Origin of the sequence: Actinoplanes sp. NPDC051513, from assembly GCF_044454685.1 — a bacterium.
Taxonomy (GTDB): Bacteria; Actinomycetota; Actinomycetes; order Mycobacteriales; family Micromonosporaceae; genus Actinoplanes.
This window is the reverse complement of sequence record NZ_JBITDW010000001.1, coordinates 363403-385859: the sequence shown is the minus strand read 5'-3', so window position 1 is coordinate 385859 and position 22457 is coordinate 363403. Positions and strand designations below refer to the sequence as shown.

The 22457-nt window shown below is 70.1% G+C and carries 26 protein-coding genes; 18 read left to right on the top strand and 8 right to left on the bottom strand.

Features of this window, described 5'->3' with window-relative positions:
- The first annotated feature begins 35 nt into the window (after positions 1 to 35).
- A complete protein-coding gene (locus ACIA5D_RS01850) occupies positions 36 to 182 on the top strand; it encodes a hypothetical protein (RefSeq protein ID WP_396027918.1) in 147 nt (48 codons plus the stop codon).
- Here ACIA5D_RS01850 and ACIA5D_RS01845 read toward each other — a convergent pair.
- Both ACIA5D_RS01845 and ACIA5D_RS01840 read right to left on the bottom strand, forming a co-directional pair.
- On the bottom strand, positions 179 to 1441 hold the full coding sequence (locus tag ACIA5D_RS01845) for a nucleotide sugar dehydrogenase (RefSeq protein WP_396027917.1): 1263 nt from the start codon (positions 1439 to 1441) through the stop codon (positions 179 to 181). The genes ACIA5D_RS01850 and ACIA5D_RS01845 overlap by 4 nt on opposite strands.
- Before the next feature lie 57 nt (positions 1442 to 1498).
- Positions 1499 to 3292 carry a stealth family protein gene (locus ACIA5D_RS01840; protein ID WP_396027916.1) on the bottom strand — a complete coding sequence of 598 codons (1794 nt, stop codon included), beginning with the start codon at positions 3290 to 3292 and terminating at the stop codon, positions 1499 to 1501.
- 234 nt (positions 3293 to 3526) lie between these two features.
- On the opposite strand from ACIA5D_RS01840, the gene ACIA5D_RS01835 reads away from it, so the two are divergent.
- The 3 genes from ACIA5D_RS01835 to ACIA5D_RS01825 all read left to right on the top strand — a co-directional run bounded on the left by ACIA5D_RS01835 (position 3527) and on the right by ACIA5D_RS01825 (position 6541).
- A complete protein-coding gene (locus tag ACIA5D_RS01835; protein ID WP_396027915.1) occupies positions 3527 to 3757 on the top strand; it encodes a hypothetical protein in 231 nt (76 codons plus the stop codon).
- Positions 3758 to 3837: 80 nt separating this feature from the next.
- A complete protein-coding gene (gene ffh / locus ACIA5D_RS01830) occupies positions 3838 to 5391 on the top strand; it encodes a signal recognition particle protein (RefSeq protein ID WP_396027914.1) in 1554 nt (517 codons plus the stop codon).
- 70 nt (positions 5392 to 5461) lie between these two features.
- Positions 5462 to 6541 carry an amidohydrolase family protein gene (locus ACIA5D_RS01825; protein ID WP_396027913.1) on the top strand — a complete coding sequence of 360 codons (1080 nt, stop codon included), beginning with the start codon at positions 5462 to 5464 and terminating at the stop codon, positions 6539 to 6541.
- A 17-nt stretch (positions 6542 to 6558) separates the two neighbouring features.
- On the opposite strand, the gene ACIA5D_RS01820 is transcribed toward ACIA5D_RS01825, so the two are convergent.
- Positions 6559 to 7968 (bottom strand): PQQ-binding-like beta-propeller repeat protein, encoded by a 1410-nt coding sequence (locus tag ACIA5D_RS01820; RefSeq protein ID WP_396027912.1) that lies wholly within the window; start codon positions 7966 to 7968, stop codon positions 6559 to 6561.
- Complete coding sequence (locus ACIA5D_RS01815) at positions 7958 to 8473, bottom strand: SigE family RNA polymerase sigma factor (RefSeq protein ID WP_396027911.1); 516 nt, start codon at positions 8471 to 8473, stop codon at positions 7958 to 7960. The genes ACIA5D_RS01820 and ACIA5D_RS01815 overlap by 11 nt, the downstream gene beginning before the upstream one ends.
- Before the next feature lie 77 nt (positions 8474 to 8550).
- Between ACIA5D_RS01815 and proS the strand changes: the two genes are divergently transcribed.
- The 13 genes from proS to ACIA5D_RS01750 all read left to right on the top strand — a co-directional run bounded on the left by proS (position 8551) and on the right by ACIA5D_RS01750 (position 17565).
- Positions 8551 to 9957 carry a proline--tRNA ligase gene (proS, locus tag ACIA5D_RS01810; RefSeq protein WP_396027910.1) on the top strand — a complete coding sequence of 469 codons (1407 nt, stop codon included), beginning with the start codon at positions 8551 to 8553 and terminating at the stop codon, positions 9955 to 9957.
- Between the two features lie 17 nt (positions 9958 to 9974).
- Positions 9975 to 10664 carry a DUF402 domain-containing protein gene (locus ACIA5D_RS01805; RefSeq protein ID WP_396027909.1) on the top strand — a complete coding sequence of 230 codons (690 nt, stop codon included), beginning with the start codon at positions 9975 to 9977 and terminating at the stop codon, positions 10662 to 10664.
- Positions 10665 to 10945: 281 nt separating this feature from the next.
- Positions 10946 to 11470: a 30S ribosomal protein S16 gene (rpsP, locus tag ACIA5D_RS01800; protein WP_396027908.1), complete on the top strand. Its 525-nt coding sequence runs from the start codon at positions 10946 to 10948 to the stop codon at positions 11468 to 11470.
- Positions 11448 to 11705 carry an RNA-binding protein gene (locus ACIA5D_RS01795; protein ID WP_127497256.1) on the top strand — a complete coding sequence of 86 codons (258 nt, stop codon included), beginning with the start codon at positions 11448 to 11450 and terminating at the stop codon, positions 11703 to 11705. The genes rpsP and ACIA5D_RS01795 overlap by 23 nt, the downstream gene beginning before the upstream one ends.
- 2 nt (positions 11706 to 11707) lie before the next feature.
- Complete coding sequence (gene rimM, locus ACIA5D_RS01790) at positions 11708 to 12271, top strand: ribosome maturation factor RimM (protein WP_396028571.1); 564 nt, start codon at positions 11708 to 11710, stop codon at positions 12269 to 12271.
- Positions 12272 to 12278: 7 nt separating this feature from the next.
- Positions 12279 to 13037, top strand: coding sequence for a tRNA (guanosine(37)-N1)-methyltransferase TrmD (gene trmD, locus ACIA5D_RS01785; protein ID WP_396027907.1), 759 nt, complete (start codon positions 12279 to 12281; stop codon positions 13035 to 13037).
- Between the two features lie 128 nt (positions 13038 to 13165).
- On the top strand, positions 13166 to 13522 hold the full coding sequence (gene rplS, locus ACIA5D_RS01780) for a 50S ribosomal protein L19 (RefSeq protein ID WP_396027906.1): 357 nt from the start codon (positions 13166 to 13168) through the stop codon (positions 13520 to 13522).
- Between the two features lie 175 nt (positions 13523 to 13697).
- A complete protein-coding gene (gene lepB / locus ACIA5D_RS01775; protein ID WP_396028570.1) occupies positions 13698 to 14576 on the top strand; it encodes a signal peptidase I in 879 nt (292 codons plus the stop codon).
- Positions 14573 to 15223 (top strand): signal peptidase I, encoded by a 651-nt coding sequence (gene lepB / locus ACIA5D_RS01770; RefSeq protein WP_396027905.1) that lies wholly within the window; start codon positions 14573 to 14575, stop codon positions 15221 to 15223. The genes lepB (ACIA5D_RS01775) and lepB (ACIA5D_RS01770) overlap by 4 nt, the downstream gene beginning before the upstream one ends.
- A gap of 43 nt (positions 15224 to 15266) precedes the next feature.
- Positions 15267 to 15725: an NUDIX hydrolase gene (locus ACIA5D_RS01765; protein ID WP_396027904.1), complete on the top strand. Its 459-nt coding sequence runs from the start codon at positions 15267 to 15269 to the stop codon at positions 15723 to 15725.
- Positions 15725 to 16576 (top strand): ribonuclease HII, encoded by an 852-nt coding sequence (locus ACIA5D_RS01760; protein WP_396027903.1) that lies wholly within the window; start codon positions 15725 to 15727, stop codon positions 16574 to 16576. The genes ACIA5D_RS01765 and ACIA5D_RS01760 overlap by 1 nt, the downstream gene beginning before the upstream one ends.
- Positions 16573 to 16896: a DUF2469 domain-containing protein gene (locus ACIA5D_RS01755; RefSeq protein ID WP_396027902.1), complete on the top strand. Its 324-nt coding sequence runs from the start codon at positions 16573 to 16575 to the stop codon at positions 16894 to 16896. The genes ACIA5D_RS01760 and ACIA5D_RS01755 overlap by 4 nt, the downstream gene beginning before the upstream one ends.
- 222 nt (positions 16897 to 17118) lie before the next feature.
- Complete coding sequence (locus tag ACIA5D_RS01750) at positions 17119 to 17565, top strand: murein hydrolase activator EnvC family protein (RefSeq protein ID WP_396027901.1); 447 nt, start codon at positions 17119 to 17121, stop codon at positions 17563 to 17565.
- Between the two features lie 11 nt (positions 17566 to 17576).
- On the opposite strand, the gene ACIA5D_RS01745 is transcribed toward ACIA5D_RS01750, so the two are convergent.
- On the bottom strand, positions 17577 to 18770 hold the full coding sequence (locus tag ACIA5D_RS01745) for an aminotransferase class V-fold PLP-dependent enzyme (RefSeq protein ID WP_396027900.1): 1194 nt from the start codon (positions 18768 to 18770) through the stop codon (positions 17577 to 17579).
- Between the two features lie 17 nt (positions 18771 to 18787).
- Positions 18788 to 19735, bottom strand: a complete 948-nt coding sequence (locus ACIA5D_RS01740) for a tyrosine recombinase XerC (RefSeq protein ID WP_396027899.1) — start codon at positions 19733 to 19735, stop codon at positions 18788 to 18790.
- 268 nt (positions 19736 to 20003) lie between these two features.
- On the opposite strand from ACIA5D_RS01740, the gene ACIA5D_RS01735 reads away from it, so the two are divergent.
- A complete protein-coding gene (locus ACIA5D_RS01735) occupies positions 20004 to 20360 on the top strand; it encodes a DUF6636 domain-containing protein (RefSeq protein ID WP_396027898.1) in 357 nt (118 codons plus the stop codon).
- A gap of 439 nt (positions 20361 to 20799) precedes the next feature.
- Here ACIA5D_RS01735 and ACIA5D_RS01730 read toward each other — a convergent pair whose 3' ends face one another.
- Both ACIA5D_RS01730 and ACIA5D_RS01725 read right to left on the bottom strand, forming a co-directional pair.
- Positions 20800 to 21204, bottom strand: a complete 405-nt coding sequence (locus tag ACIA5D_RS01730; protein WP_396027897.1) for a winged helix-turn-helix domain-containing protein — start codon at positions 21202 to 21204, stop codon at positions 20800 to 20802.
- 928 nt (positions 21205 to 22132) lie between these two features.
- Complete coding sequence (locus ACIA5D_RS01725) at positions 22133 to 22384, bottom strand: hypothetical protein (RefSeq protein WP_396027896.1); 252 nt, start codon at positions 22382 to 22384, stop codon at positions 22133 to 22135.
- Positions 22385 to 22457: the final 73 nt, after the last annotated feature.

Below are 22457 nucleotides of genomic sequence, written 5' to 3'. Positions count from 1 at the left end.
TCCCGGACGCGTGGGTGGGCCGCCACCGTACGCGGATGTCCACGTTGGACTTGGGCGGCCGAGGCCGATTCACGCTCTTCACCGGCGTCGGTGGCGACAACCATGTCTGCTTCCGCAGCGAGGGCGTCCCCGACCCCGGGGCCGTGCTGCGGGACGCCCTGCGCCGTGTGCTGAGCCGTTAAAGGCGGTGCGCCTCGCGGGCCGTCGTCACGCCACGGGTGTCGAAGAAGCGCTTGGCGACCCGGGCCAGGTGGTCGGCGTCGTACTCGCGGTGGTGCTGCACCAGGATCACCAGGTCGGCCGAGGCGGCGGCGCCCTCCAGGTCGTCGGTGCGGGTCACCTCGACGTCGCCGACGGTCCAGGACGGCACGTGCGGGTCGTGGTAGAGCACCGTCGCTCCCAGCTGGGCCAGGTGGCGGGCCAGCGGCGTGGCCGGCGACTCGCGCTGATCGGCGATGTTCGCCTTGTACGTGACGCCGAGCAGTAACACCGTCGCTCCGTGCACGGCCTGGCCGTCCGCGTTGAGCAGGTTCTGCGCGCGACGGGCCACGTACCCCGGCATGGTCGCGTTGATCTCCTGGGCCAGCTCGACGAAGCGGAACGGGTAGCCGAGCTTGCTGCGCACGTTGTGCGAAAGGTAGTTCGGGTCGATCGGGATGCAGTGCCCGCCCACGCCCGGCCCGGGGTAGAAGGCCTGGAACCCGAACGGCTTGGTCGAGGCCGCGTGGATCACGTCCCAGAGGTCGATGTCGAGCTCGTGGCAGAACCGGGCCATCTCGTTGACCAGTGCGATGTTGACGTGCCGGTACGTGTTCTCCAGCAGCTTCGCGGTCTCGGCCTCGCGGGTGCCCCGGGTGCGCACGACGGTGTCCACGAAACGGCCGTAGAACGTGGCGACCCGGTCGGCGCAGTCCTTGGTGTAGCCGCCGACGACCTTGGGCGTGTTGCGCGGGCCGAAGCGCTCGTTGCCGGGGTCGATCCGCTCGGGGGAGAAGGCGAGGTGGAAGTCGATGCCGGCGGTGAGGCCGGAGAGCTTCTCGAGCAGCGGGCGTACGACCTCGTCGGTGGTGCCGGGGTAGGTCGTGGACTCGAGGACGACCAGCATGCCGAGGCGCAGGTTGCGGCCGATCGCCTCGGTGGCGCCGACGACCGCGCTCAGGTCAGGGCCGTCGCCCTCGGCGAGCGGGGTGGGCACGCAGATGACCGCGGTGCCGGCGTCGGCGATGAGCGACTCGTCGGTGGTGGCCCGGAAGCCGCCGGCCAGCATCTCGGCGACGTCGGCGTCGGAGAGGTCGTCGACGTGGGAGCGGCCGGCCGCGAGGGAGTCGACCACGCGGGTGTTGACGTCGAAGCCGAGCACTCGCATGCCGACGCGGGTGGCCTGCTGCGCGAGCGGCAGGCCGACATAGCCCAGCCCGAGCACTACAACATCAAAAGTCATGAAAAATCCTCTCGTTTGTTGCCAGCCGGCGGCTGGCGAGAGCGGTCGGCGAGGCCGTCAGGCGTGCGTGGTGTCGGAGGCCGACGGCTGGGACGGGAGCGGAATGTCGGGATGCACCTGCGCCGACGACCGGGAGCCCTGCCGGGCCACGACGGGCGCCCGGGGCGCTTCGAGGGCCGCCGTCCCCGGCCGCGGCGTCGCCAGCTCGTACGGAGACGGGAACGGCAGATACGCCGGCAGGAACTCGGCCAGCAACGCGGCCTGCTCGGCGGCGGCGGACGGCGACGAGTCGGTGTCGTTGAGGCAGAACGCGTCCATGTGCCGGTCGTGCAGCACCCGCGCCAGGCGCATCGGCGTCGCCGGATCGGCCAGGTCCGTGTACATGTATCTGATCTCGCCCGGCGCGGCCCGCCCGGTCAGGTACGAGTAGTACTGCTGCAGCGAGGACAGCAGCGAGACGTCCTCGGGGTGCCGGAACTGATGGCCCGCCGTGGCCGTCACGTGCTCGGCGAACCGCAGCTCGATCTCGGCGAGCACGCTGCGCCGCGACGGGTGCGGCGTGTGCTTCATCTTGCGGGTCAGCACCCGCCCGAACGCCTGCTGGATCAGCTTCCGGTTGTTCTTGCCGGCCGAGCTGGCCGGCGGGTCGGTGTCCTGCCGCGGCGCCGAGTCGACCAGCGCCGCCGACGGGAAGAACCGGGTCAGCCCGCCCGGCGTGAAGAACATCTCCGGTGGCACCGGGCGGGCCAGGAAGACGTCGTCGTTGAGGTACAGGAAATGCTCGGCCAGCCCCGGGATCCGGTGCAGCCGCGACTCGATGGCCTGCGAGTTGAAGGTGGGCAGCCGCCCGGTGTCGCCGAAGATCTCCCGGTGGCTGACCACGGTGAGGTCCGGACGGGTGGTGTCCAGCCAGGCCGGCACCTGGTCGTCGGTGACCAGGAAGATGTGCCGCACCCAGGGCGCGAACGAGTGCAGCGCGCGCAGCGAGTAGCGCAGCTCGTCGCGCGAGGCGAACCGGGAGTCGTTGGCGGCCTGCCCGCTGACCTCGGCCACCCAGCCGTTCTCGCCCAGCGCCGCCGCCTTGCGTTCGCGCCAGGCCGGGTCGCCGCCGTCCACCCAGGTGTAGACGACGTCGATCGGGAACGCGACCCGGTCCGGGCTGACCATCGTGAAGATCTCGCGGGTGCGGTAGGAGGCCGGGTCGGCGGGCGAGCTGAACGACCCGAAGACCGGCTCGGGGGCGTCCACGAACGGCTCGCCGGCCGGCACCACGTCGGCGACCGGGTTGCTGCGGGGCCCGGCGAGGTTGCCGTCCACGGTCCGCCAGAACTCGATCTCGCACCCGTACTCCGGGCCGTAGACCAGGGTCCGGCCCGGATCGGTGACCGGCCGGCTCAGCCGCAGCACCGAGGCCTGCCGGCGACCGCGACGGCCATGACGGCCTTTCGGCCGGACCACTTCGAGCAGCCCGGCGTCACTCGCGCTCAGCGTTTCGAGCAGGGCGAGCACCCGGTTGCGATCCTCTTCCCGTACGGCCACAGCCGAGCCCGTGATCGATTCGACCGGCACGCGGAACCACTCGATGCCCGCCGTCGCGAGGGCGGTCACGACCCGGTCGAGGTTCTCCCGCCGTACGCCCGCCGGTGTTGCCCTCTCGGTCACGCGGACCGTGACGCGCCCCAGCCCGGCCCGGGCCCGACGCTCGGCCGCGGCCGCCAGCGGGACCACCCGCCGGGCCGTCGCCAACCGGCGCTCGGCCGGGACGTAGCGCAGCAGCTTGTGCTGGACGCCGGCCAGCACGCGCCGCCGCACCGGCCAGGGGGTGTGTCGCAGGATCCGTCGTAGAGGCACGCCGTCGTCCTTCCGCCGGGGTCCGTCGAGGTCTGTGACCCTCAACGGCGCTCCGGAACTCCAGGTTGCGGTGTTCGTGTGACGCCTGATATCGCCGGTATACGTCTTTTTGCTGCTGTGACGTGGGGAAACAGGCGATACCGACCCCTACGGGTGCGCTCAGGGTTACCGCCTATGGGCAGACTTGCCGCGCTGAGGCATGGTGGAGGTCCAGGTATCTTGGGGGAGGACCCGATGGGCAAGGCTGTGGCGTTTCTGGTGGCACTTCTCGCCGGCGTGATCGTGGTGGGCTGGGTGGTTTCCTCGTTGCTCGGGCCGGCGCTGTTCTACCTGATCGTGGGCGCGCTCGTGGTCGGCGGCGGCCTCTACGTGTACGGCCGGGTCAAGAAGTCGATCGCTCCCGGCACCCGCACCCAGCGGCGCATCGAGGCTGCGCAGAAGACGTACCGCATGCGCAACCAGTGAGCGTTCGCACGGGCGGCTAGGCTTGGCAGCATCCTTCGACTCTGACCAACGGGCCCAGCCGACCTTAGGAACAGTGCACCGTGTTTGACACTTTGAGTGACCGCCTGTCCGGGATCTTCACCAAGCTCCGCGGCAAGGGCCGGCTCACCGATGCCGACATCGACGCCACCGCACGCGAGATCCGCCTCGCGCTGCTCGAGGCGGACGTCGCGCTGCCCGTGGTCAAGTCCTTCGTCTTCAACGTGAAAGAGCGGGCCCGCGGCGCCGAGGTCTCCCAGGCGCTCAACCCCGCCCAGCAGATCATCAAGATCGTCCACGACGAGCTCATCAACGTCCTCGGCGGCGAGGGGCGGCGGCTGCAGTTCGCCAAGACCCCGCCGACGGTGATCATGCTGGCCGGTCTGCAGGGCTCCGGTAAGACGACGCTGGCCGGCAAGCTGTCCCGCTGGCTCAAGGGCCAGGGCCACCAGCCGCTGCTCGTCGCCGCCGACCTCCAGCGTCCCAACGCGGTCAACCAGCTCCAGGTGCTCGCCGGCCGGGCCGGCGTCGACATCTACGCGCCGGAACCCGGCAACGGCGTCGGCGACCCGGTCCAGGTGGCGAAAGACTCGATCGAGTACGCGGAGCGCCACGCCAAGGACATCGTCATCGTCGACACCGCCGGCCGCCTCGGCATCGACGCCGAGATGATGCAGCAGGCCCGCGACATCCGCGACGCGGTCAGCCCCGACGAGGTCATCTTCGTCATCGACGCCATGGTCGGCCAGGACGCGGTGCAGACCGCCGAGGCGTTCCGCGACGGCGTCGGCATCACCGGTGTGGTCCTCTCCAAGCTCGACGGTGACGCCCGCGGTGGCGCCGCGCTGTCGGTCCGGCACGTGACCGGTGAGCCCATCCTCTTCGCGTCGACCGGTGAGAAGCTCGAAGACTTCGACCTCTTCCACCCCGACCGCATGGCCAGCCGCATCCTCGGCATGGGCGACATGCTCACGCTCATCGAGCAGGCCGAGCAGGCCTTCGACGACGAGCAGAAGGAGAAGATGACCTCCAAGCTGCTCGGTGGCGAGCAGTTCACCCTGGAGGACTTCCTCGAGCAGCTGATCGCCGTGCGCCGGATGGGCCCGATCGCCAACATCCTCGGCATGATGCCCGGGATGGGCCAGATGAAGTCCCAGCTCGACGAGCTCGACGACTCCCACTTCGACCGGGTCACCGCGATCATCCGCTCGATGACCCCGCTCGAGCGCACGAACCCCAAAGTCATCAACGGCTCCCGCCGCGCCCGCATAGCGAACGGCTCCGGCGTGACGGTCATGGACGTCAACCAGCTGCTCAACCGCTTCGCCGACGCGCAGAAGATGATGAAGCAGATGGGCGGCATGATGGGCCTGCCCGGCGCGCGCCGAAAGGCCACCAAGAGCCCGAAGAACAAGCGCAAGGGCACCAAGGGCGGCTCGTCCCGCCCCCGCGCCGGCGGTGGCGGTCTGCCCGCGGGCTTCCCGGGCGGCATGCCCCAGCTTCCCCCGGGCATGGACCCGAACGCGCTGGGCGCCGGGCCGGGCGGTTTCAAGCTTCCCAACCTCGACTTCAACAAGCTGATGAAGCCCAAGAAAGACGACGACGACAAGCACTGAGGCAAGCGTGATTTGATCAGTGATGTGGCCCGGCCCCGCTGATGATCGCGTGATCGGGTAGGACTGTCCTATGGCGTTGCATGTGCGTGGGGCGGCGGTTCTACCCGACGGTGAGGTTCGGGATCTGTGGCTGGTGGGGGATCGGGTCACGTTCGAGCCCGTCGCCGACGCCGAGACGATCAGTGACGGCGGATTTGTGGTGCCAGGGCTGGTCGATGCGCACTGCCACCTCGGGATCGCCTACGGGGCCAAGCCCATCGAAAGCCTCGACCAGGCCCGTGAGCTCGCCGCCATCGACAGGGACGCGGGGGTGCTGGCGCTGCGGGATGCGGGGTCGCCGTATCCGTATCCGGAGCTGGACGACGAGCCGGGGATTCCGCGCCTGGCCCGGGCCGGGCGGCATGTGGCGCCGCCGCGGCGGTATCTGCGGGACATCGGGATCGAGGTCGCGGCCGAGGATGTCGCGGCGACCGTGACCGCCCAGGCCAAGGCCGGCACTGGGTGGGTCAAGCTGGTGGGGGACTGGATCGACCGCGGGGTGGGGGACCTCGCGCCCTCGTGGGACGCGGCGACCATGACGGCCGCGGTGGAGGCCGCTCACGCGGCGGGGGCGCGGGCGGCGGTGCACACGTTCTCCGAGGAGGGCGTCGAGATCATGGTGCGGGCGGGGGTCGACTCCGTCGAGCACGGGACCGGGCTCTCGCTCGATCTGATCGACGAGATGGCGCGCCGGGGGACCGCGCTCGTGCCCACGATGATCAATATTCGGACGTTCGGGGAGATCGCCGACCAGGCGCGGGGCAAGTTCGCGGGGTACGCCGACCACATGGTCGCGCTGCGGGATCGGTTCCCCGGGGTCGTGCGTGCCGCGTACGAGGCGGGCGTGCCGATCTACATCGGGACCGACGCGGGCGGCGGGATCCGGCACGGGCTTCAGGCCGAAGAAATGCTGATCATGCAGGAGGTGGGCATCCCGGCGGCGGACATCGTCGCGAGCGCCTCGTGGAAGGCCCGCGAGTGGCTGGGATTCCCGGGGCTGGTCGAGGGTGGCCTCGCCGACCTGGTGGTCTACGAGGCCGACCCTCGTGTCGATCTGCGGGTGGTGCGGGCGCCGCAGCGGATCGTGCTGCGCGGGCAAGTGGTCCGCTGACGGTTTGCCGGGTGCGGTCAGCCGCTCAGGGACCAGAAACGCAGGGCCGTCGCGGTCTGGCAGACCAGGCGATCAGGGGTGTGGGCACACGCGCCGACCCGCAACGGCACGTCGCCCAGGCGGGTCACGCCGCGGTCGGCTGTGGCCACCGTCATGACCGTCCCCGGGGCGTACATGGGCAGCACCAGCAGCTTGTCGTCGGTCAGCCACTCGACCTGGGCGTCCGGAATGTTGAATGCCGACCGGCCCGCCGTGTCGTAGAGGACCGTCGTGCCGTCGCCGCTCACCAGGATGTTGCCGCCCAGCGAGGAGACCCCGGACCCGTTCTCGGGGCCGTCCACGCGCCACAGCGTGCGGCGCGTCGCCAGGTCGACCGCGGCGAGCGTGGTGCGGCCGCCGGCCTCCTGGTCGAGCAGGCAGAGCCGGTCGGCGCCGCACAGGTCGAAGCCGCCCAAGGCGTGGCCGGCGTCCTCGCTGAAGACGACCGCCGACGTCCCGGCCGACGTGCTGAGGTCGGTGATGCGCAGGCGGTAGCCGGAGGAGGCGTCACCCTCCTCGCTGAACAGTCGCCCGTCGATCGCGGTGATCGTGCCCTCCGCGCGCGGCGTTCCGGCCGGGACCGTGCGCAGCAGGTCCCCCGTGCCGATGTCGCGTACCTGAGCGTTGCCCGACCGGGTCACCTGCACGAGCCAGTCGCCGGTGAAGCTGTACGGCGTCACGTCGCCCGCCGCGCGTACGCCCATGGTCCGCACCAGCGGATCACTCCCACCCGGCCGCGACCACCGCTTCGCTCCGGTCGCCCAGTCGTACGCGTCGGTCCGCCCGGTCGCCGCGGACCACCGCACCAGCATCCGGCGGTGGGGGACCAGCACGTCGTCGTCGGCGACCGTCACCCGCCACAGCGTGGCGCCGTCGGACGGGCGCAGCACGGTCACCAACTGCTGGGCCGGGCCGCCCTCGTCGGTGTTCGCGGTGAGCAGGACCGCGGGCGACACGGCGGCGAGGTTCACCAGCGTGGCCCCGTGATCCACCCCCTTCTGGGTCCAGACGACCGCCCCGGTGCGCGGGTCGGTGGCGTTCACCTCGATCGTGCCATCGTCGTCCTGCCAGGCCGTGTACGCCCGCCCGCCGGCGATCACCGTGCGGGCGTCGCGTAGCGCGCCGCGGACCGGGATCGGCGGCGCGGCCTCGGGCAGCGCGTGGGGCGACGGCCCCGGCGTGACGGGGTGATCGACACGTTGGGCGCGGGCCAGCGCGCCGGCCACCCCGGCCACGACCAGGATCACCGCGACGGCCGCGGACAGCATCGCCGCCTGGTGGTTGCTGCGCTGCCGGCCCCGCTGCCGGGCACGTTCCGCCGTGCCCAGCGGGATCCCGTCGGCGTGCCGGGACAGCCCGGTGAATATTTCCTCGAGGTCAACGGGCATCGGATCGTCCTTCCCGGGTCAAGGCGGGCTCGAGCGGGCCGAGCGCGGCGGCCAGGCCGTCCCGGCCGCGGGACAGCCAGGACTTGACCGTGCCGGTCGAGACCCCGGTCTCCGCGGCGATCTCCGCGACCGAGCGGTCGAGCAGGTAGTGCAGGGCCAGCGCCCGGCGATGGATCAGGGGCAGGGTGCGCATCGCGCCGACCAGCAGCACGGTGTTCTCCGACGGCGCCGGGGAGTACGTCGGTGCCGGGTCGGGGGCGGGCCGGGCGCGGCGCACGCCCAGCCGGCGCCAGCGGTCCGCGGCGAGGCGGTTGACCACCAGCCGGAGCCAGGCCTCCTGGTTCTCGTAGCCGGACAACCGCCGCCAGCGCTGCCAGGCTCGGGCATACGCCTCCTGCACCAGGTCCTGCGTCTCGGCCGGATCGCCGGTCAGGCCGTACGCGTACCGGGCCAGGCGTCGCGCGGTGTCCCGGTAGAACGCGTCGAACTCGTCGGTCGCTGCCATCCCCACCGCCCTTCGCCAATGGACACGGGATGCCCACCCGGTCGGTTGCGCGCGGTACGCGACTAGGATGTCGCCTCATGGCTCGTGTGCTCACACCCCGTGCGGAAGACTTCCCCCGCTGGTACCAGGACCTGATCGCCAAGGCTCAGCTGGCCGACAACGGCCCGGTGCGCGGCACGATGGTGATCCGGCCGGTGGGCTACGCGATCTGGGAGCGCATGCAGGCCGACATGGACGCGCGCATCAAGGAAGCCGGCGTGCAGAACGCCTACTTCCCGCTGTTCATCCCGGAGAGCTACCTGCGCCGCGAGGCTGACCACGTCGAGGGGTTCTCGCCCGAGCTGGCCGTGGTCACCCACGCGGGTGGCAAGGAGCTGGCCGAGCCGCTGGTGGTGCGCCCGACCAGCGAGACGGTGATCGGCGAGTTCATGGCGAAGTGGGTCGACTCGTACCGTGACCTGCCGCTGCTGCTCAACCAGTGGGCCAACGTCGTGCGGTGGGAACTGCGGCCGCGCACGTTCCTGCGCACCACCGAGTTCCTCTGGCAGGAGGGGCACACCGCGCACGCCACCGAGGCCGACGCCCGCGAGCACGCCCGCGACGTCCACAAGAACGTCTACCAGGCGTTCATGGAGGAGATCCTGGCCGTGCCGGTCGTGCCGGGCCGCAAGACCAAGGGCGAGCGCTTCGCCGGCGCCACCAACACCATGACCGTCGAGGCCATGATGGGCGACACCAAGGCACTGCAGATGGGTACGTCGCACGAGCTCGGGCAGAACTTCGCGAAGGCGTTCGACATCACGTACTCGTCGGCGGCCGGCTCGGTCGAGCACGCCTGGACGACGTCGTGGGGCACCTCCACCCGCATGATGGGCGGGCTGATCATGGTGCACGGCGACGACAACGGCCTGCGGCTTCCGCCGCGCCTGGCGCCGATCCAGGTGCAGGTGATGGTGGTCAAGGCGGGCGAGGGCGTCACCGAAGCGGCGGCCAAGCTCCGCGACGAGCTGAAGGCAGCGGGCGTACGGGTGAAGCTCGACGACCGCGCCGACGTGCCGTTCGGTCGCCGGGCGGTCGACGCCGAGCTGCAGGGCATCCCGATCCGCGTCGAGGTCGGCCCCCGCGACCTGGCGTCCGGCAACGTCACGGTCGCCCGCCGGGTGGACGGCACGAAGTCCCCGATCCCGATCGGCGACATCGTCGGCGCCGTCACCACCGCGCTCAAGGCCGACCAGGCGCGGCTCTTCGACGACGCGCTCGCCTTCCGCGACGAGAACACGGTCGACGTCAAGACCCTCGGCGACGCGATCGAGGCGGCGCAGACCGGCTGGGCCCGGGTGCCCTGGTCGGCCGTGGGCGACGCCGGCGAGAAGGAAGCGAACGGCAAGGCCGTCACGGTCCGCTGCCTCACCCGCGAGGACGGCACCATGCCCGACTCGGACGAAGAGCCGAACCTGATCGCGTACCTGGCGCGCTCTTACTGAGACTCGGTCGTACTGACGTGACGTTCGTTCCCGGCCGCACGGTCCTGTACCGCAACATCGACGGCCCTCGGATCGCCTGCGTGCGGCCCTGCCGGGTGATCTCCGACGACGAGCGCGGGCTGCTGCTGTGGCTGGCCCGCGGCACCGCCGTGATCGTCGAGCAGGCCACCGACGGCCGGGGCATCCGAGACATGCCGTTCGCCGAGTGGGTCCGCCACGAGCACGAGAACGTGGCGGACACCTGGCGGGGCCCGGGGCTGCTCAAGTTCATCCCGCCGGCGGGCGACCACTCGGTCTGGTTCTTCCGCGACGACGATGGCACCTTCCAGAACTGGTACGTCAACCTCGAGTACGGCGCGCTGCGCTGGGACGACGGCACGGTGGCCGGCATCGACGTCATCGACCAGGACCTCGACATCGTGGTCGACCCCGACCGTTCCTGGCACTGGAAGGACGAGGACGAGTTCATCGAGCGCCTCAGCGTCCCCGACCACTACTGGGTCCGCGACGAGGCCACCGTCCGCGCCGAGGGCCGCCGCATTGTCAAGATCATCGAAGCCGGCGACTTCCCGTTCGACGGCACATGGGTGGACTTCCAGCCGGACAAGACTTGGCCGGTACTCACGACCGTCCCCGCGGGCTGGGATCGACCGCCGGTGCCGCGGGCGGATTTTGGGGTTTTGGGTCTTTCCACTCACGCAGAATGAAGCGCCAGGGCCAGCGCAGCTGGGCCCCGGCGCGGCCTCGGCGGGAGCGACGGTCGGCACCATGCACCCAGATACGACATCTGCTTCTTGATTTTGATCTTGGAATCGACGAAAACAGGGCCGATTGGTCGCCGCATCAGACTGTCTGGCAGAATGGATTTGCTTGGCACGCGTGAGGCGCCCTCTAACTCTGAGCGCGTTGCCATCCCCGAGGCGCCGGTCCCGCAACCCCACGTGGGTCCCAGCCTCAAAACTCACGCAGCCTTCAGGAGCTAAACACCGTGGCCGTTAAGATCCGGCTTCTGCGGATGGGCAAGATCCGCAACCCGCAGTACCGCATCGTCGTCGCCGACTCGCGCACCAAGCGCGACGGTCGTGCCATCGAGTACGTCGGCATCTACCAGCCGAAGGAAAACCCCTCGCTGATCCAGGTGAAGTCCGAGCGCGTGCAGTACTGGCTCTCGGTCGGCGCGCAGCCGAGCGAGGCCGTGCAGCGCATCCTCGAGAAGACCGGCGACTGGCAGCAGTTCAAGGGCCTGCCGGCGCCGCCGCCGCTGCTGGTGGCCGAGCCGAAGAAGAGCCGCACCGAGGTGTACGAGGCCGAGGCCAAGCAGGCCGCCGGCGTCGCTGACACCAAGCCGGCCACCCCGAAGAAGTCGGCCAAGGCCGGGAAGCCGGCTGCTGCTCCGGAGGCCGCCGAGGCCAAGCCGGCGCAGACGAAGGCCGCCGAACCCGCCGAGCCGAACCGCGAAGCTGTTGCCGAGACCGCAGAGGACCCCGCCGGTGCCGGCGCCGACGCGAGCTGACGGGGCGCTCCGGCCGGCGCTGGAGCACCTCGTCAAGGGCATTGTCGAGAACCCGGACGACGTCCGGGTCCGTCTGGTCGACTCGCGTCGCGGCAAGCGGCTCGAGGTTCGTGTGCACCCGGAGGACCTCGGAACGGTCATCGGGCGCGGCGGCCGGACGGCGAAGGCCTTGCGTCAGGTCATCGGATCGATCGGTGGGCGCGGCATCCGCGTCGACATCGTCGACGCTTACTGATGCTGCTGGTCGTCGGACAGATCGGTAAGCCGCACGGTATCCGGGGCGAGGTCTCGGTCTCCGTGCGCACCGATGAGCCCGAGGAGCGTTTTTTCGCCGGCGCGGTCTTCGCCACGGAGGTCCCTCGGGACCGCCGGGTGAGTGCCGGGCCGGCGGCTTCCGCTCCCGGCGTGGCCTATCAGGTGCCCTCCTCCCTCGTTGCCGAGTCGGTGCGCTGGCATCAGGGGCGCGGGATCGTGCAGTTCGAGGGCGTGTACGACCGGAATGTCGCCGAGGCGCTTCGCGGTGTGCTGCTTCAGGTGGACAGCTCCGTGCTGAAGCCCCCGTCGGACCCGGACGAATTCCATGATCACCAGCTGGTCGGGCTGCGGGTCGTGTCGGTCGCTGGGGAAGATCTGGGGGCTGTTGCCCGGATCGACCATGCGCCGGCCTCGGATTTGATTGTCATTGACAAATCGGGCGGGGGGACGGCGTTGATTCCGTTCGTCAGCCAGCTTGTGCCGACGGTTGATGTGGCCGGGGGGCGGATCGTCGTGGACCTGCCCGAGGGCCTGCTGGATCTCTGAGCCGGTCATGCGCGTCGACGTAATCACGATATTTCCGGACTTCTTCGCGCCGCTGTCGCTGTCGTTGATCGGCAAGGCGCAGGGGATCGGGGTGCTCGACCTCGGCATCCACGACCTGCGGACCTGGACCTCCGACGTGCATCGCACGGTCGACGACACGCCGTACGGCGGTGGGCCGGGCATGGTGATGCGGCCCGAGCCGTGGGGGCAGGCGCTCGACGCGGTCGGCGACGGCACCCTGATCGTCCCGTCCCCGGTTGGCAAGCCCTTCACCCAGGCTGACGCGTACGAGCTCGCCGCGCTCGACCACCTGATCTTCGCCTGCGGGCGGTACGAGGGGATCGACCAGCGCGTCATCGACGACGCTGCCTCGCGGATGCCGGTGCGGGAGATCTCGCTCGGGGATTATGTCCTTTTCGGCGGCGAGGTCGCGGTAATCGTGATCATGGAAGCCGTGACCCGGCTGCTGCCCGGTGTGCTGGGGAATGCCTCGTCCCTTGACGAGGAATCGCACGCGGCCGGGCTGCTGGAAGCGCCGGTGTACACCAAGCCGGCCTCGTGGCGGGGCTTGGATGTCCCGGACATTCTGCGCTCCGGTGACCATGGGCGGATCGCTCGCTGGCGGCGGGATCAGTCGTTGCTGCGGACCGCCGACCGGCGGCCGGACATGATGGCCTCCTACCCGCCCGAGTCTTTGGATAAAACGGACAGGGCCACCCTCGACAAGGGCGGATTTCGGATCACGCCTCCTGCTGTGGCAGAGTAGGGGGGTTGCCGTTTCGCTCCGCGCCGCGGAGAGGAGACGAGGATCCCCCACCTGCACTTCGCCGGGGGATCAGAAGTACCCGCCCGCGCATCGAACTCCCGATGCGCATTGAGCACGAGGATGCAGCGATGAACACGCTGGACGCTCTCGACGCCCAGTCGCAGCGCACCGACCTTCCCGACTTCCGGGCCGGCGACACCCTCAAGGTGCACGCCCGGGTCGTCGAGGGAAACCGTTCCCGCGTCCAGGTCTTCCAGGGCGTTGTGATCGCCCGCCAGGGAGCCGGCCTCCGGGAGACCTTCAAGGTCCGGAAGATCAGCTTCGGCGTCGGTGTCGAGCGGACCTACCCGATCAACAGCCCGGCGATCGACCGGATCGAGGTTGTGACCCGCGGTGACGTGCGGCGCGCCAAGCTCTACTACCTGCGTGAGCTCCGTGGCAAGAAGGCCAAGATCAAGGAGCTTCGCGAGAAGCAGACCGTCTGATCCTCATCGATCCGGCCCCAGCGCACTAGGCTTGCGCCTGTGCCGGTTGGGATCAGTGTGAACCCTTCCAGCGCTACCGCCCGTACTACTCGGGCGGTAGTGCTGTATCCGGGGCGGTTCGGCTATCCGGGGCGGTTCGGCCGGTCGGCGGCGGGAGAAACGAAGCGTGGAACCGATGCAGGGCTATCGGCCGTCCGAGCGGCGGCGGCGCTCGATGCTACGGCGCAAGGAGATGCCGCTCTGGCAGGAACTGCCTCTGCTGCTCGTGGTGGCGTTCTGCCTGGCCGTGCTGATCCGCACGTTCCTGGTGCAGGCGTTCTACATCCCCAGCGGCTCGATGGAGAAGACGCTGCTGGTGAAAGACCGCGTTCTGGTCAACAAGGTCGTCTACGACCTGCGTGACCCGGTCCGCGGCGAGATCGTCGTCTTCCGCGGCACCGACAACTGGGCGCCCGAGGTCACCGAGCCGGTCAGCAACAGCTTCGCCGCCAAGCTCGGCCGCACGGTCGGCGACCTCGTGGGGGTCAGCCGTCCGGGGGAACGCGACTTCATCAAACGAGTGATCGGCCTGCCGGGCGACAAGGTCGCCTGCTGCGACGACAAGGGCCGCATCACGGTCAACGGGGTCGGGATCGACGAGTCGTACATCGCGGACGGCTACAACTCCGACCTCAACCAGCCGCCCAACCCGACGCAGTGCACCAGCCGGCGGTTCGCCGAGATCACCATCCCCGAGGGTGAGATGTTCGTCATGGGCGACCATCGCGCGGTCTCCCAGGACGCCCGCTGCCAGGGCCCGGTCCCGATCAAGAACATCATCGGCAGGGCATTCGTCATCGTCTGGCCCAGCAGCCGGTTCACCAGCCTCTCCGTGCCCGACGTCTGGAAGACGTACGCCGCCGACCATCCCACGGCCGCGGCCGAAGGCCAGCTGCCGGTACGCCGGGGAAACCCGGCGACGGATGCCTTGGTTCTGCCGTTTCTGTTATCTGCGGGCGTATCCGCGCGTTCCGGACTGCTGTTCGTGACGCGGCGTCGTAGGCTCCGTTCGTGATTGACGAGCAGACCGCAAAGCGCAAGGGATCCTTCTGGCGCGAGCTTCCCATTCTGCTGGGGGTGGCGATCCTCGTCGCCGTTCTCGTGCGCGCCTTCGTCCTGCAGACCTTCTACATCCCGTCGCCGTCGATGGAGCACACGCTCAACGTGCTCGACCGGGTGCTCGTCAACAAGCTCGTCTACGACTTCCGCGACCCCCGCCGCGGCGAGATCATCGTCTTCAAGGCGCCCGAGATCTGGCAGTCCGGCGCCGAGGGCGAAGACTTCATCAAGCGGATCATCGGTACGCCCGGCGACCACGTGATGTGCTGCGACGACCAGGAACGCCTGGTCATCAACGGGCACTCGCTCGATGAGCCGTACATCTACCGCGACGCCGACGGCAACCAAGACCCGGCCGCCGACCGCAAGTTCGACATCACCGTGCCCAACGACCGCCTCTGGGTGATGGGCGACCACCGCTCGGCCTCCGGCGACTCGCTCGAGCACTACGAGGAGAGCAACGGCGACATCCAGGAGGCGACGGTCCCCGAGAAATCGGTGGTCGGGCGCGCCTTCACGGTGTTCTGGCCGGTCAACCGCGCGAAGTGGCTCTCAGTTCCGGACAGCTACGACGACATTCCGGACGCGGCGGCGGCAAAGTAGCACCCGCTCGATAGATCCACCGCGGGCGCAATAGGCTTGGCCGGTGACCGTGATAGACCGCCGCGCCGCTCGCGTGCTGTTGATCGACGGGGCCGGCCGCACCCTGCTGCTGCATGGCGGCGATCCGGCCCGTCCCGGGGAGCGGTGGTGGCTCACCCCCGGCGGCGGTCTCGACGACGGTGAGACGCTGGCCGAGGGCGCCGCGCGCGAGCTGGCGGAAGAGACCGGGCTGCGGGTCGATCCCGCCGAGCTGGGCGATCCGGTGTGGCACGAGGTGACCGACTTCAGCTATCGCGAGCGCGACTACCGCCAGGAACAAGACTTCTTCCTCCTCCGCGTCGCCGAGTGGCGGGTCGACACCGCCGGCATGGACGACGACGAGCAGCAGACCATCACCGAGCACCGCTGGTGGTCGGCCGCCGAGATCGAGGCGAGCGACGAGAACATCTACCCCCTCGATCTGGCGGTGCTTCTCTCCTCGTGTCTGGCCGGTGAGCGCTGATGCTCGTTCCTCCGCGCACCGTGGTCCGCCGGGAGGGCGGCCTCTACGCCCTCGAGCGCGCGTTGCAGCGCCGTGGGTTCCGCGATGTCGCGGGCGCCGACGAGGCCGGTCGTGGGGCCTGTGCGGGGCCTCTGGTGGCCGCCGCGGCGATCCTGCCCGAGGGCAAGCGCGGCGAGGTCCCCGGGCTCGCCGACTCCAAGCTGCTGACGCCGGCCGCCCGCGAGCGGGTCTACGCCGAGGTGGTCGACCGGGCGCTGGCCTGGTCCGTGATGATCATCCCGGCCACCGAGGTCGACGCACGCGGCCTGCACGTGTGCAATCTCGCGGCGATGCGGCGCGCGCTCGCGTCGTTGTCGACACCACCCGAGTACGTGTTGACCGATGGGTTCCCGGTCGACGGCCTGGGCGTGCCCGGCCTCGCCGTGTGGAAGGGCGACCAGGTGGCGGCGTGCGTGGCCGCCGCGAGCGTGCTGGCCAAGGTCACCCGAGACCGCATCATGGTCGAGCTGGACGACCAGTTCCCGCACTACGGTTTCGCGGTGCATAAGGGATACGTCACCGACGAGCACAGCGCGGCCCTTCTTCGCCATGGGCCCTGTGCCGAGCACCGGTTCTCGTACGTGAACGTTGCGGCGGCCTCGGGACGGGGCAACCGGCCACCGCGGGCCCGGCGCCCGGCGGTGGTGGAGGCGGCGTCCCTTTTTGACGCGGCGCTGTTTGATGCATCAACGGCCGAGCCGCCGGTGCTTCCGGGCGCTGGTGAGGGTACCGTCGGCGTGGCGTCGGGCGACCAGCCTCAGCCGTCGCCGTCGGTGGGGGAAGATGAGGCCATGGAGGGCGAGAAGCGATGAGCGCAGAGGATCTCGAGAAGTACGAGACCGAGATGGAGCTGCAGCTCTACCGGGAGTACCGCGACATCGTCCGCCAGTTCTCCTACGTGGTGGAGACAGAGCGCCGGTTCTACCTGGCCAACCAGGTCGACCTGCACGTGCGCAACTCCGACGGCGAGGTGTATTTCGAGGTCGAGATGCACGACGCCTGGGTGTGGGACATGTATCGGCCGGCTCGGTTTGTCAAAAATGTCCGCGTGATGACCTTCAAGGACGTCAACGTGGAAGAGCTGGAGAAGCCCGACATCTCCCTGCCGGACGACGCGGCCTTCGGTAGCTGACGGGGGTTATCCACAGGGCGCGGTTGTCCACAGGGCCGTTCGCGGCGAGGGCCGCATTGCGGGAGGGTGGCGCCCATGCCAACCCTTCCCCTCCTCGTCGTTTCGGTCCTGTTAGCCGTTCCTGCGCCGTCGGCTCGCGCGGCGCCATTGGGCGCGCCGTATCCGGCCGGCGCGCCGCATCTGGCCCTGGCGGCGCCTCTTGTCGCGAGATTTGGGTGGCCGGTGTCGCCGCCTCGCGTGGTGCGTCGTTTCGACCCGCCGCCGCGGCCCTGGTTGGCCGGGCACCGCGGGGTTGACCTTGCGGCTGCGCCGTCCGCCGAAGTGGTCGCCGCCGGAGCGGGCACCGTGGTCTTCGCCGGCGAGGTCGCGGGCCGCGGGGTCGTCAGCGTCGCTCATCCCGGCGGTCTGCGCACCACATACGAGCCGGTGACCGCGACCGTCGCGGTGGGCGACCGGCTCGCGCTGGGCGATCCCATCGGCCGTCTTGCCGCCGGGCATCCGGGCTGTGCCGCGCCGGCGTGCCTGCATTGGGGGCTGCGCCGGGACGATCTCTACCTCGACCCGCTGGCGCTTCTCGGGCTCGGACGTGTCCGCCTGCTGCCGCTCGACGGGCGGCCGGTCGACGGGGCTGTCGCTCGACGGGGCGACGCTGAACGGCCTGTCGCCTGACGGGCCGTCGCTCAGCGGGCCGTCGTTAGGCCGGCGAGCAGCGGGGGGAGGCGTTCGGCCAGGCGGTCGTACTCCTCGGGGCGGTTGTAGACCTGGGCGCTCAGCCGGAGCAGGCCGCGGCCGCCCCACGCGTTCACGGCGGTCTCGGTTGCCAGCTTGTCCGAGAGCAGCAGGCGCAGGGCGATCGCCTCCGGGGGCGTCGTGGCCAGGCCGGCCGGCAATGGCACCACGCGCATGGCGACCTCGGGCGTGGCCGGCTGCGGCAGGTCGGCGGGGTCCAGGCCGAGCGCCGCGCCCACCACCCGCTGGCCGTACGCGACCAGTGCCGCATTGTGCGCCCGCACCGCCTCCCAGCCGAGCGTGCGCAGCGTGAACAGCCCGGCCGGGGCGGCCAGCCACGGCGTGTAGTCGACCGTCCCCTGGTACTCCACCGAGAGCGGGAAACCTTCGTCCTGCTCCCAGGACACGACCAGGGGCTCGATCCGCCGGCGCCACTGCGGCGCCACGGCGAGCAGGGCCGTGCCACGCGGGGCGAACGCCCACTTGTGCAGGTTGCCCACCCAGAAGTCGGCCCCGATCGCGGACACATCGACCGGGAACATGCCCGGGACGTGCGCCGCGTCGACCAGCACCGGGATCTCGTGCTCCCGCGCGGCCGCGGCAATCTCCCGTACGGGAAAGGTCGCCGACGTGGAGGAAGCGATCTGATCGATGATCAACAACTTGGTTCTGCCCGGCCGCAAGGCCGCCCGGACCCGGGAGATGACCTCGGCGTCGGACGCCGCCAGCGGCAGCGCTACGGTCCGCGCGGTCGCGCCCGCCCGGCGGCATTGACGGCGCGTGGCCATCGTGACCGAGCCATAACCATGATCGGTGAGCAGCACCTCGTCGGCCGACCCGAGCCGCAGCGACTGGAGCACCAGCGAGACGGCCGTGGTCGTGTTGGGCACCAAGGCGCTGCGGCTCGGGTCGGCGCCCAGGAACGACGCGATGTGCCGTCGGGTGTGGATCACCCGGTCGAGCATGCCCTGGGTATGGAACTTGTGCGGGTTCGCCTCGATCTCGTCGCGCAGCCGCTGCTGGGCGCGCTGCACCCCGATCGGGACGGCGCCGAAGGACCCGTGGTTGAGATAGGACACGGCCGGGTCCAGCGAGAACAGGAGGCGGGCACCCGGGAGGGGTGCGGGCGGGTCTCCGGCGCTCACGCCTCGATCGTACGGTGTCACGCGCGGGGGTGGGCCTGTTTGAACGCCGCCCGAAGGCGCTCGGTCGACACGTGCGTGTAGATCTGGGTGCTCGACAGCGACGCGTGCCCGAGCAAATCTTGCACGGCGCGCAGATCGGCGCCCCCGTCGAGCAGGTGGGTGGCGGCCGAGTGCCGCAGGCCGTGCGGGCTGGTGTGCGGCAGACCCGCGGCCCGGGCGGCGGCGTCGACGATCCGTCGCACCACGGTCTGCTGCAGGCGGCCCCCCTTGACGCCCAGGAAGAGCGCGTCGCCGCTTGCCCGGGTGGCCAGCGCCGGGCGGCCGTGACGCAGCCAGTCGTCGAGGGCGCGCTGGGCGGGGAGACCATAGGGGACCGCTCGCTCCTTGGCCCCCTTGCCGAAGACCCGGACCAGGCGGCGGCTCTCGTCGAGGTCGACGCGATCCAGGCCGCAGAGCTCGCTGACCCGGATGCCGGTGGCGTAGAGCAGCTCGAGGACGGCCCGGTCCCGGAGCTCTTCGTTGTCTTCTTTGTCGTTGCCTTCTTTGTCTTCGACAGGCCTGCTCTCGACGAGGGCGGCGGCCTGGTCGGCGCGGAGCACGGTGGGCAGGTCGCGGTGAGCCTTGGGGCTGGCCAGCTGTGCGCCGGGGTCGCTCGGGGCAATTTCGGCGCGATGCGCCCAGGCGGTGAAGTTCCGGGCCGCGGCGGCGCGGCGTGCTTGAGAGGTACGGGCGGCGCCGTCCCTCATTCGCGAAGCGAGCCATCCGCGCAGCACGGCGATGTCGAGATCCTGAGGCGTTGTGCACCTTGCCTGGGCGGCGTGGTGCAGCAGGGAGACGACATCGCCGACGTAGGCCCGGACAGTGTGCTCGGACCGGTTGTCGACCCGCGCGAGGTGCCGGCCGAAGTCGTCCACCGCCTCGCGCATGGCGATCGGCAGTTCCTCGTGCATCCGGCGCGTATCCATCGCCTTGACCGTCATCGCTCCGCGGGCTTTCGTCAAGCATCCACGCTCTAGACTGCGGCTCACCATGGGACACATTCGAAGACTGTTCGGGCCGGCCTTGGCGGCGGGGCTGGCTTTGGCTGCGTGTTGTGCCTGCACTGCCGGCCCTTCAGGATCTTCTGGCTCGTCCGGTTCCTCTGGTTCCTCTGGTTCCTCTGGCTCGTCCGGGGGCGGCACTTCGGCATCGGCCCATGCCGGCTTCGGCGACCCCGTGTCCCCGTCGCGTGCGGTGGACATTTCGGACGTCGACGAGGCGATCTTCCAGACGCCGTCCAACAACATCGTCTGTTCGCTGACCGCGTCCGCCGTCCGCTGCGACATCGTCCGCAAGACCTGGACTCCGCCGCCCGAGCCCGCCGACTGCGAGCTGGACTGGGGCAACGGCATGTACATCGAGGCGGGCAAGGCCGGGATGACGTGCACCGGCGACACCTTGATCGGCTCGGCCAAGGAGACCCTGGGCTACGGCAAGGGGCTTCGTTCGGGCGCGGTGGCATGCGAGAGCGTGAGCACGGGCCTGACGTGCCGGGACGAGAAGACGGGGCGGGGATTCACGTTGGCGGTGGCCCGCTACAGCATCTTCTGACGCCGCCGATTTCTGTCGTACCCCCACCCTAGGGTCGAACCATGACCCCCACCCTCGCCGAGTGTCGAGCTTCCGGCCGATTCACACTTCCTGGGCCGATCCACGTTTCCGGGCCGTTCCACGTTTCCGGGCCGTTCCACGCTTCCAGGCCGATCCACGCTTCCGGGCCGATTGAGGTTTCCAGGCCGATCCCCGCGATCGCCGCGCGCGGTGATCCCGTGGGCGCATGTGGACGCCGAGGCCGCGTGGCCTCGCCGGCCCGGTCGCCGGTCGCTGCTCTTTGTGCAGTCGGCGCTCTCCACACGCCGATCACAAGCGATTCGGCCGGCGGCTACGGGCGGCTGAGCTGCACCCGATCGGCTGGCGGCTACGGGCGGCTGAGCTGCACCCGATCGGCTGGCGGCTACGGGCGGGTGAGCTGCACCCGATCGGCTGGCGGCTACGGGCGGGTGAGCTGCACCCGATCGGCCGGGTGGACCGTCTCGGTGCCGTCCGCGGCGGTCACAACCAGAACGGGCACTCCCTCGCCCAGGCGGTACTTCCGTCGTTCGGCGTCGGTGGGCATGCGGGCGCCGGCGCGTTCGCCGCGGGCCAGCGGCACGAGCTCGGTCGGTTCGGGCACTCGGACGAATGTCCCTCGTGGCCGGTCGACCGTGACCAGGCCCTCGGTGCGCAGCTGGCCGATGGCCTGGCGCACGGTGGTGCGGCTGATGCCGTATTCCTGCGCGAGGCGCAGCTCGCTGGGCAGTGGCTCGCCGGGACCCAGCTCCCCCGATTCGATCTGGTTGCGGAGCAGGTCGGCCAGTTGGCGGAACACCGCGCGGTCCGCTGAAGGATCGATCATGCCAGTAACTTTACGTGGCCACGATGCTCCATTGTGTTGTACGTATGACCCCATGTAGATATGATACATCTGCCGCACTGAGAAGGCCGAGACTTGATCGGGCGGCAGGGCGGGCGGCGGTTGTCGATCGCTCGTAGGGTCGCGAAAGCGCCTGGTGCGCGGTCCGATCGTCGCCCGTTCCACCGCAGTCGGGAGACCTGCGGTGACCACCTCGAGGCGCTCCAACCCGGGCGGCGCAACGAGAGTTGGAGCCAGCCCAATCCGACAACTCACCGTGTCGAAGGACCAGGCGTCGTAACTCGCTGCTGATGGTCCTGCCGTAACTCATCGCACACGCCTGAGGCGGTTAGTGACCGACGGTCGGCCACAGATCGTCGCCGAAGCTCTGGTCCGGATGTTCCTGGACGAGAGACGGCTGGCCTGCCGGGTTAAGCGCGCCTGAGAGTCCAGTGTCTAGGCGGGGGTGCGGGTCAAGCCCAGCTCGCGCATGGAGAGTGCAACGCCACCAGCCGAATTGGACAACAGCGAGTCCGTCGCGCGGCCCGCGTCGCCGTGCCAGGCGACGAAGTCTGAGTGAAATAGCGGGCCCGGCGGTCAAGGTCAAGGACACAGTCCGGTGTGGGCTTGCCGCGGTGGCGCGGTGCTGCGATAGGGCGTGCCGCGCTGAGGCTTGGCGCGCTGAGGCTTGGCGCGGTGCCGGCGTGGCGCTGAGCTGGCTGGTTGGGGCCGGGCCTTGGTGCTGTGTCGCGCTGAGCTGGCGTGGCGCTGAGCTGGCTGGTTGGGGCCGTGCCTTGGTGCTGTGTCGCGCTGAGCTGGTGTGGCGCTGCGGTGGCCGGTTCGCGGTGCCTGGTGTCGCGGTGCCACGTTGGTGTGGCGTTGTGGCCGGGCCGGGCGGGGTGTGACCTGGGGCGAGGGTCGATGGGCGGTGTCAGTAGTCGGTGTTTGCCCAGGAGAGGAATCGCTCGTAGAAGTCGGGGGAGGAGTCGACGTCGGGGCCCAGGTCGCCCATGGCGTCGTACATTTTGGTGGACAGGTAGATGGTCAGGACCGAGGGGAAGCTGCGGAACTCGTCCAGCAGGGTGTTTCTGGCGTTGGCGCAGGGCCACGGCTGTTTGCAGATACGGCAGTCCCAGGCGGGGCGGTCGTGCAGGTGTTCGGTCCGGGTGGTCGTCGTGGTCATCGGTGTCCCCAATCGCCCGCCGGCTTCGGGCTGAGCTGGAGGTTCGTTGTTGCGCGTGCGCTGGCGGGGTATG

Excerpts from the sequence above, each read along its gene's own strand:
- ACIA5D_RS01850 (WP_396027918.1), top strand. The coding sequence starts at position 36 with ATGTCCACGTTGGACTTGGGCGGCCGAGGCCGATTCACGCTCTTCACC.
- ACIA5D_RS01845 (WP_396027917.1), bottom strand. The coding sequence starts at position 1,441 with ATGACTTTTGATGTTGTAGTGCTCGGGCTGGGCTATGTCGGCCTGCCG.
- ACIA5D_RS01835 (WP_396027915.1), top strand. The coding sequence starts at position 3,527 with ATGGGCAAGGCTGTGGCGTTTCTGGTGGCACTTCTCGCCGGCGTGATC.
- ACIA5D_RS01825 (WP_396027913.1), top strand. The coding sequence starts at position 5,462 with ATGGCGTTGCATGTGCGTGGGGCGGCGGTTCTACCCGACGGTGAGGTT.
- ACIA5D_RS01820 (WP_396027912.1), bottom strand. The coding sequence starts at position 7,968 with ATGCCCGTTGACCTCGAGGAAATATTCACCGGGCTGTCCCGGCACGCC.
- ACIA5D_RS01815 (WP_396027911.1), bottom strand. The coding sequence starts at position 8,473 with ATGGCAGCGACCGACGAGTTCGACGCGTTCTACCGGGACACCGCGCGA.
- proS (WP_396027910.1), top strand. The coding sequence starts at position 8,551 with ATGGCTCGTGTGCTCACACCCCGTGCGGAAGACTTCCCCCGCTGGTAC.
- trmD (WP_396027907.1), top strand. The coding sequence starts at position 12,279 with ATGCGCGTCGACGTAATCACGATATTTCCGGACTTCTTCGCGCCGCTG.
- rplS (WP_396027906.1), top strand. The coding sequence starts at position 13,166 with ATGAACACGCTGGACGCTCTCGACGCCCAGTCGCAGCGCACCGACCTT.
- lepB (WP_396028570.1), top strand. The coding sequence starts at position 13,698 with ATGCAGGGCTATCGGCCGTCCGAGCGGCGGCGGCGCTCGATGCTACGG.
- ACIA5D_RS01760 (WP_396027903.1), top strand. The coding sequence starts at position 15,725 with ATGCTCGTTCCTCCGCGCACCGTGGTCCGCCGGGAGGGCGGCCTCTAC.
- ACIA5D_RS01755 (WP_396027902.1), top strand. The coding sequence starts at position 16,573 with ATGAGCGCAGAGGATCTCGAGAAGTACGAGACCGAGATGGAGCTGCAG.
- ACIA5D_RS01740 (WP_396027899.1), bottom strand. The coding sequence starts at position 19,735 with ATGGATACGCGCCGGATGCACGAGGAACTGCCGATCGCCATGCGCGAG.
- ACIA5D_RS01730 (WP_396027897.1), bottom strand. The coding sequence starts at position 21,204 with ATGATCGATCCTTCAGCGGACCGCGCGGTGTTCCGCCAACTGGCCGAC.
- ACIA5D_RS01725 (WP_396027896.1), bottom strand. The coding sequence starts at position 22,384 with ATGACCACGACGACCACCCGGACCGAACACCTGCACGACCGCCCCGCC.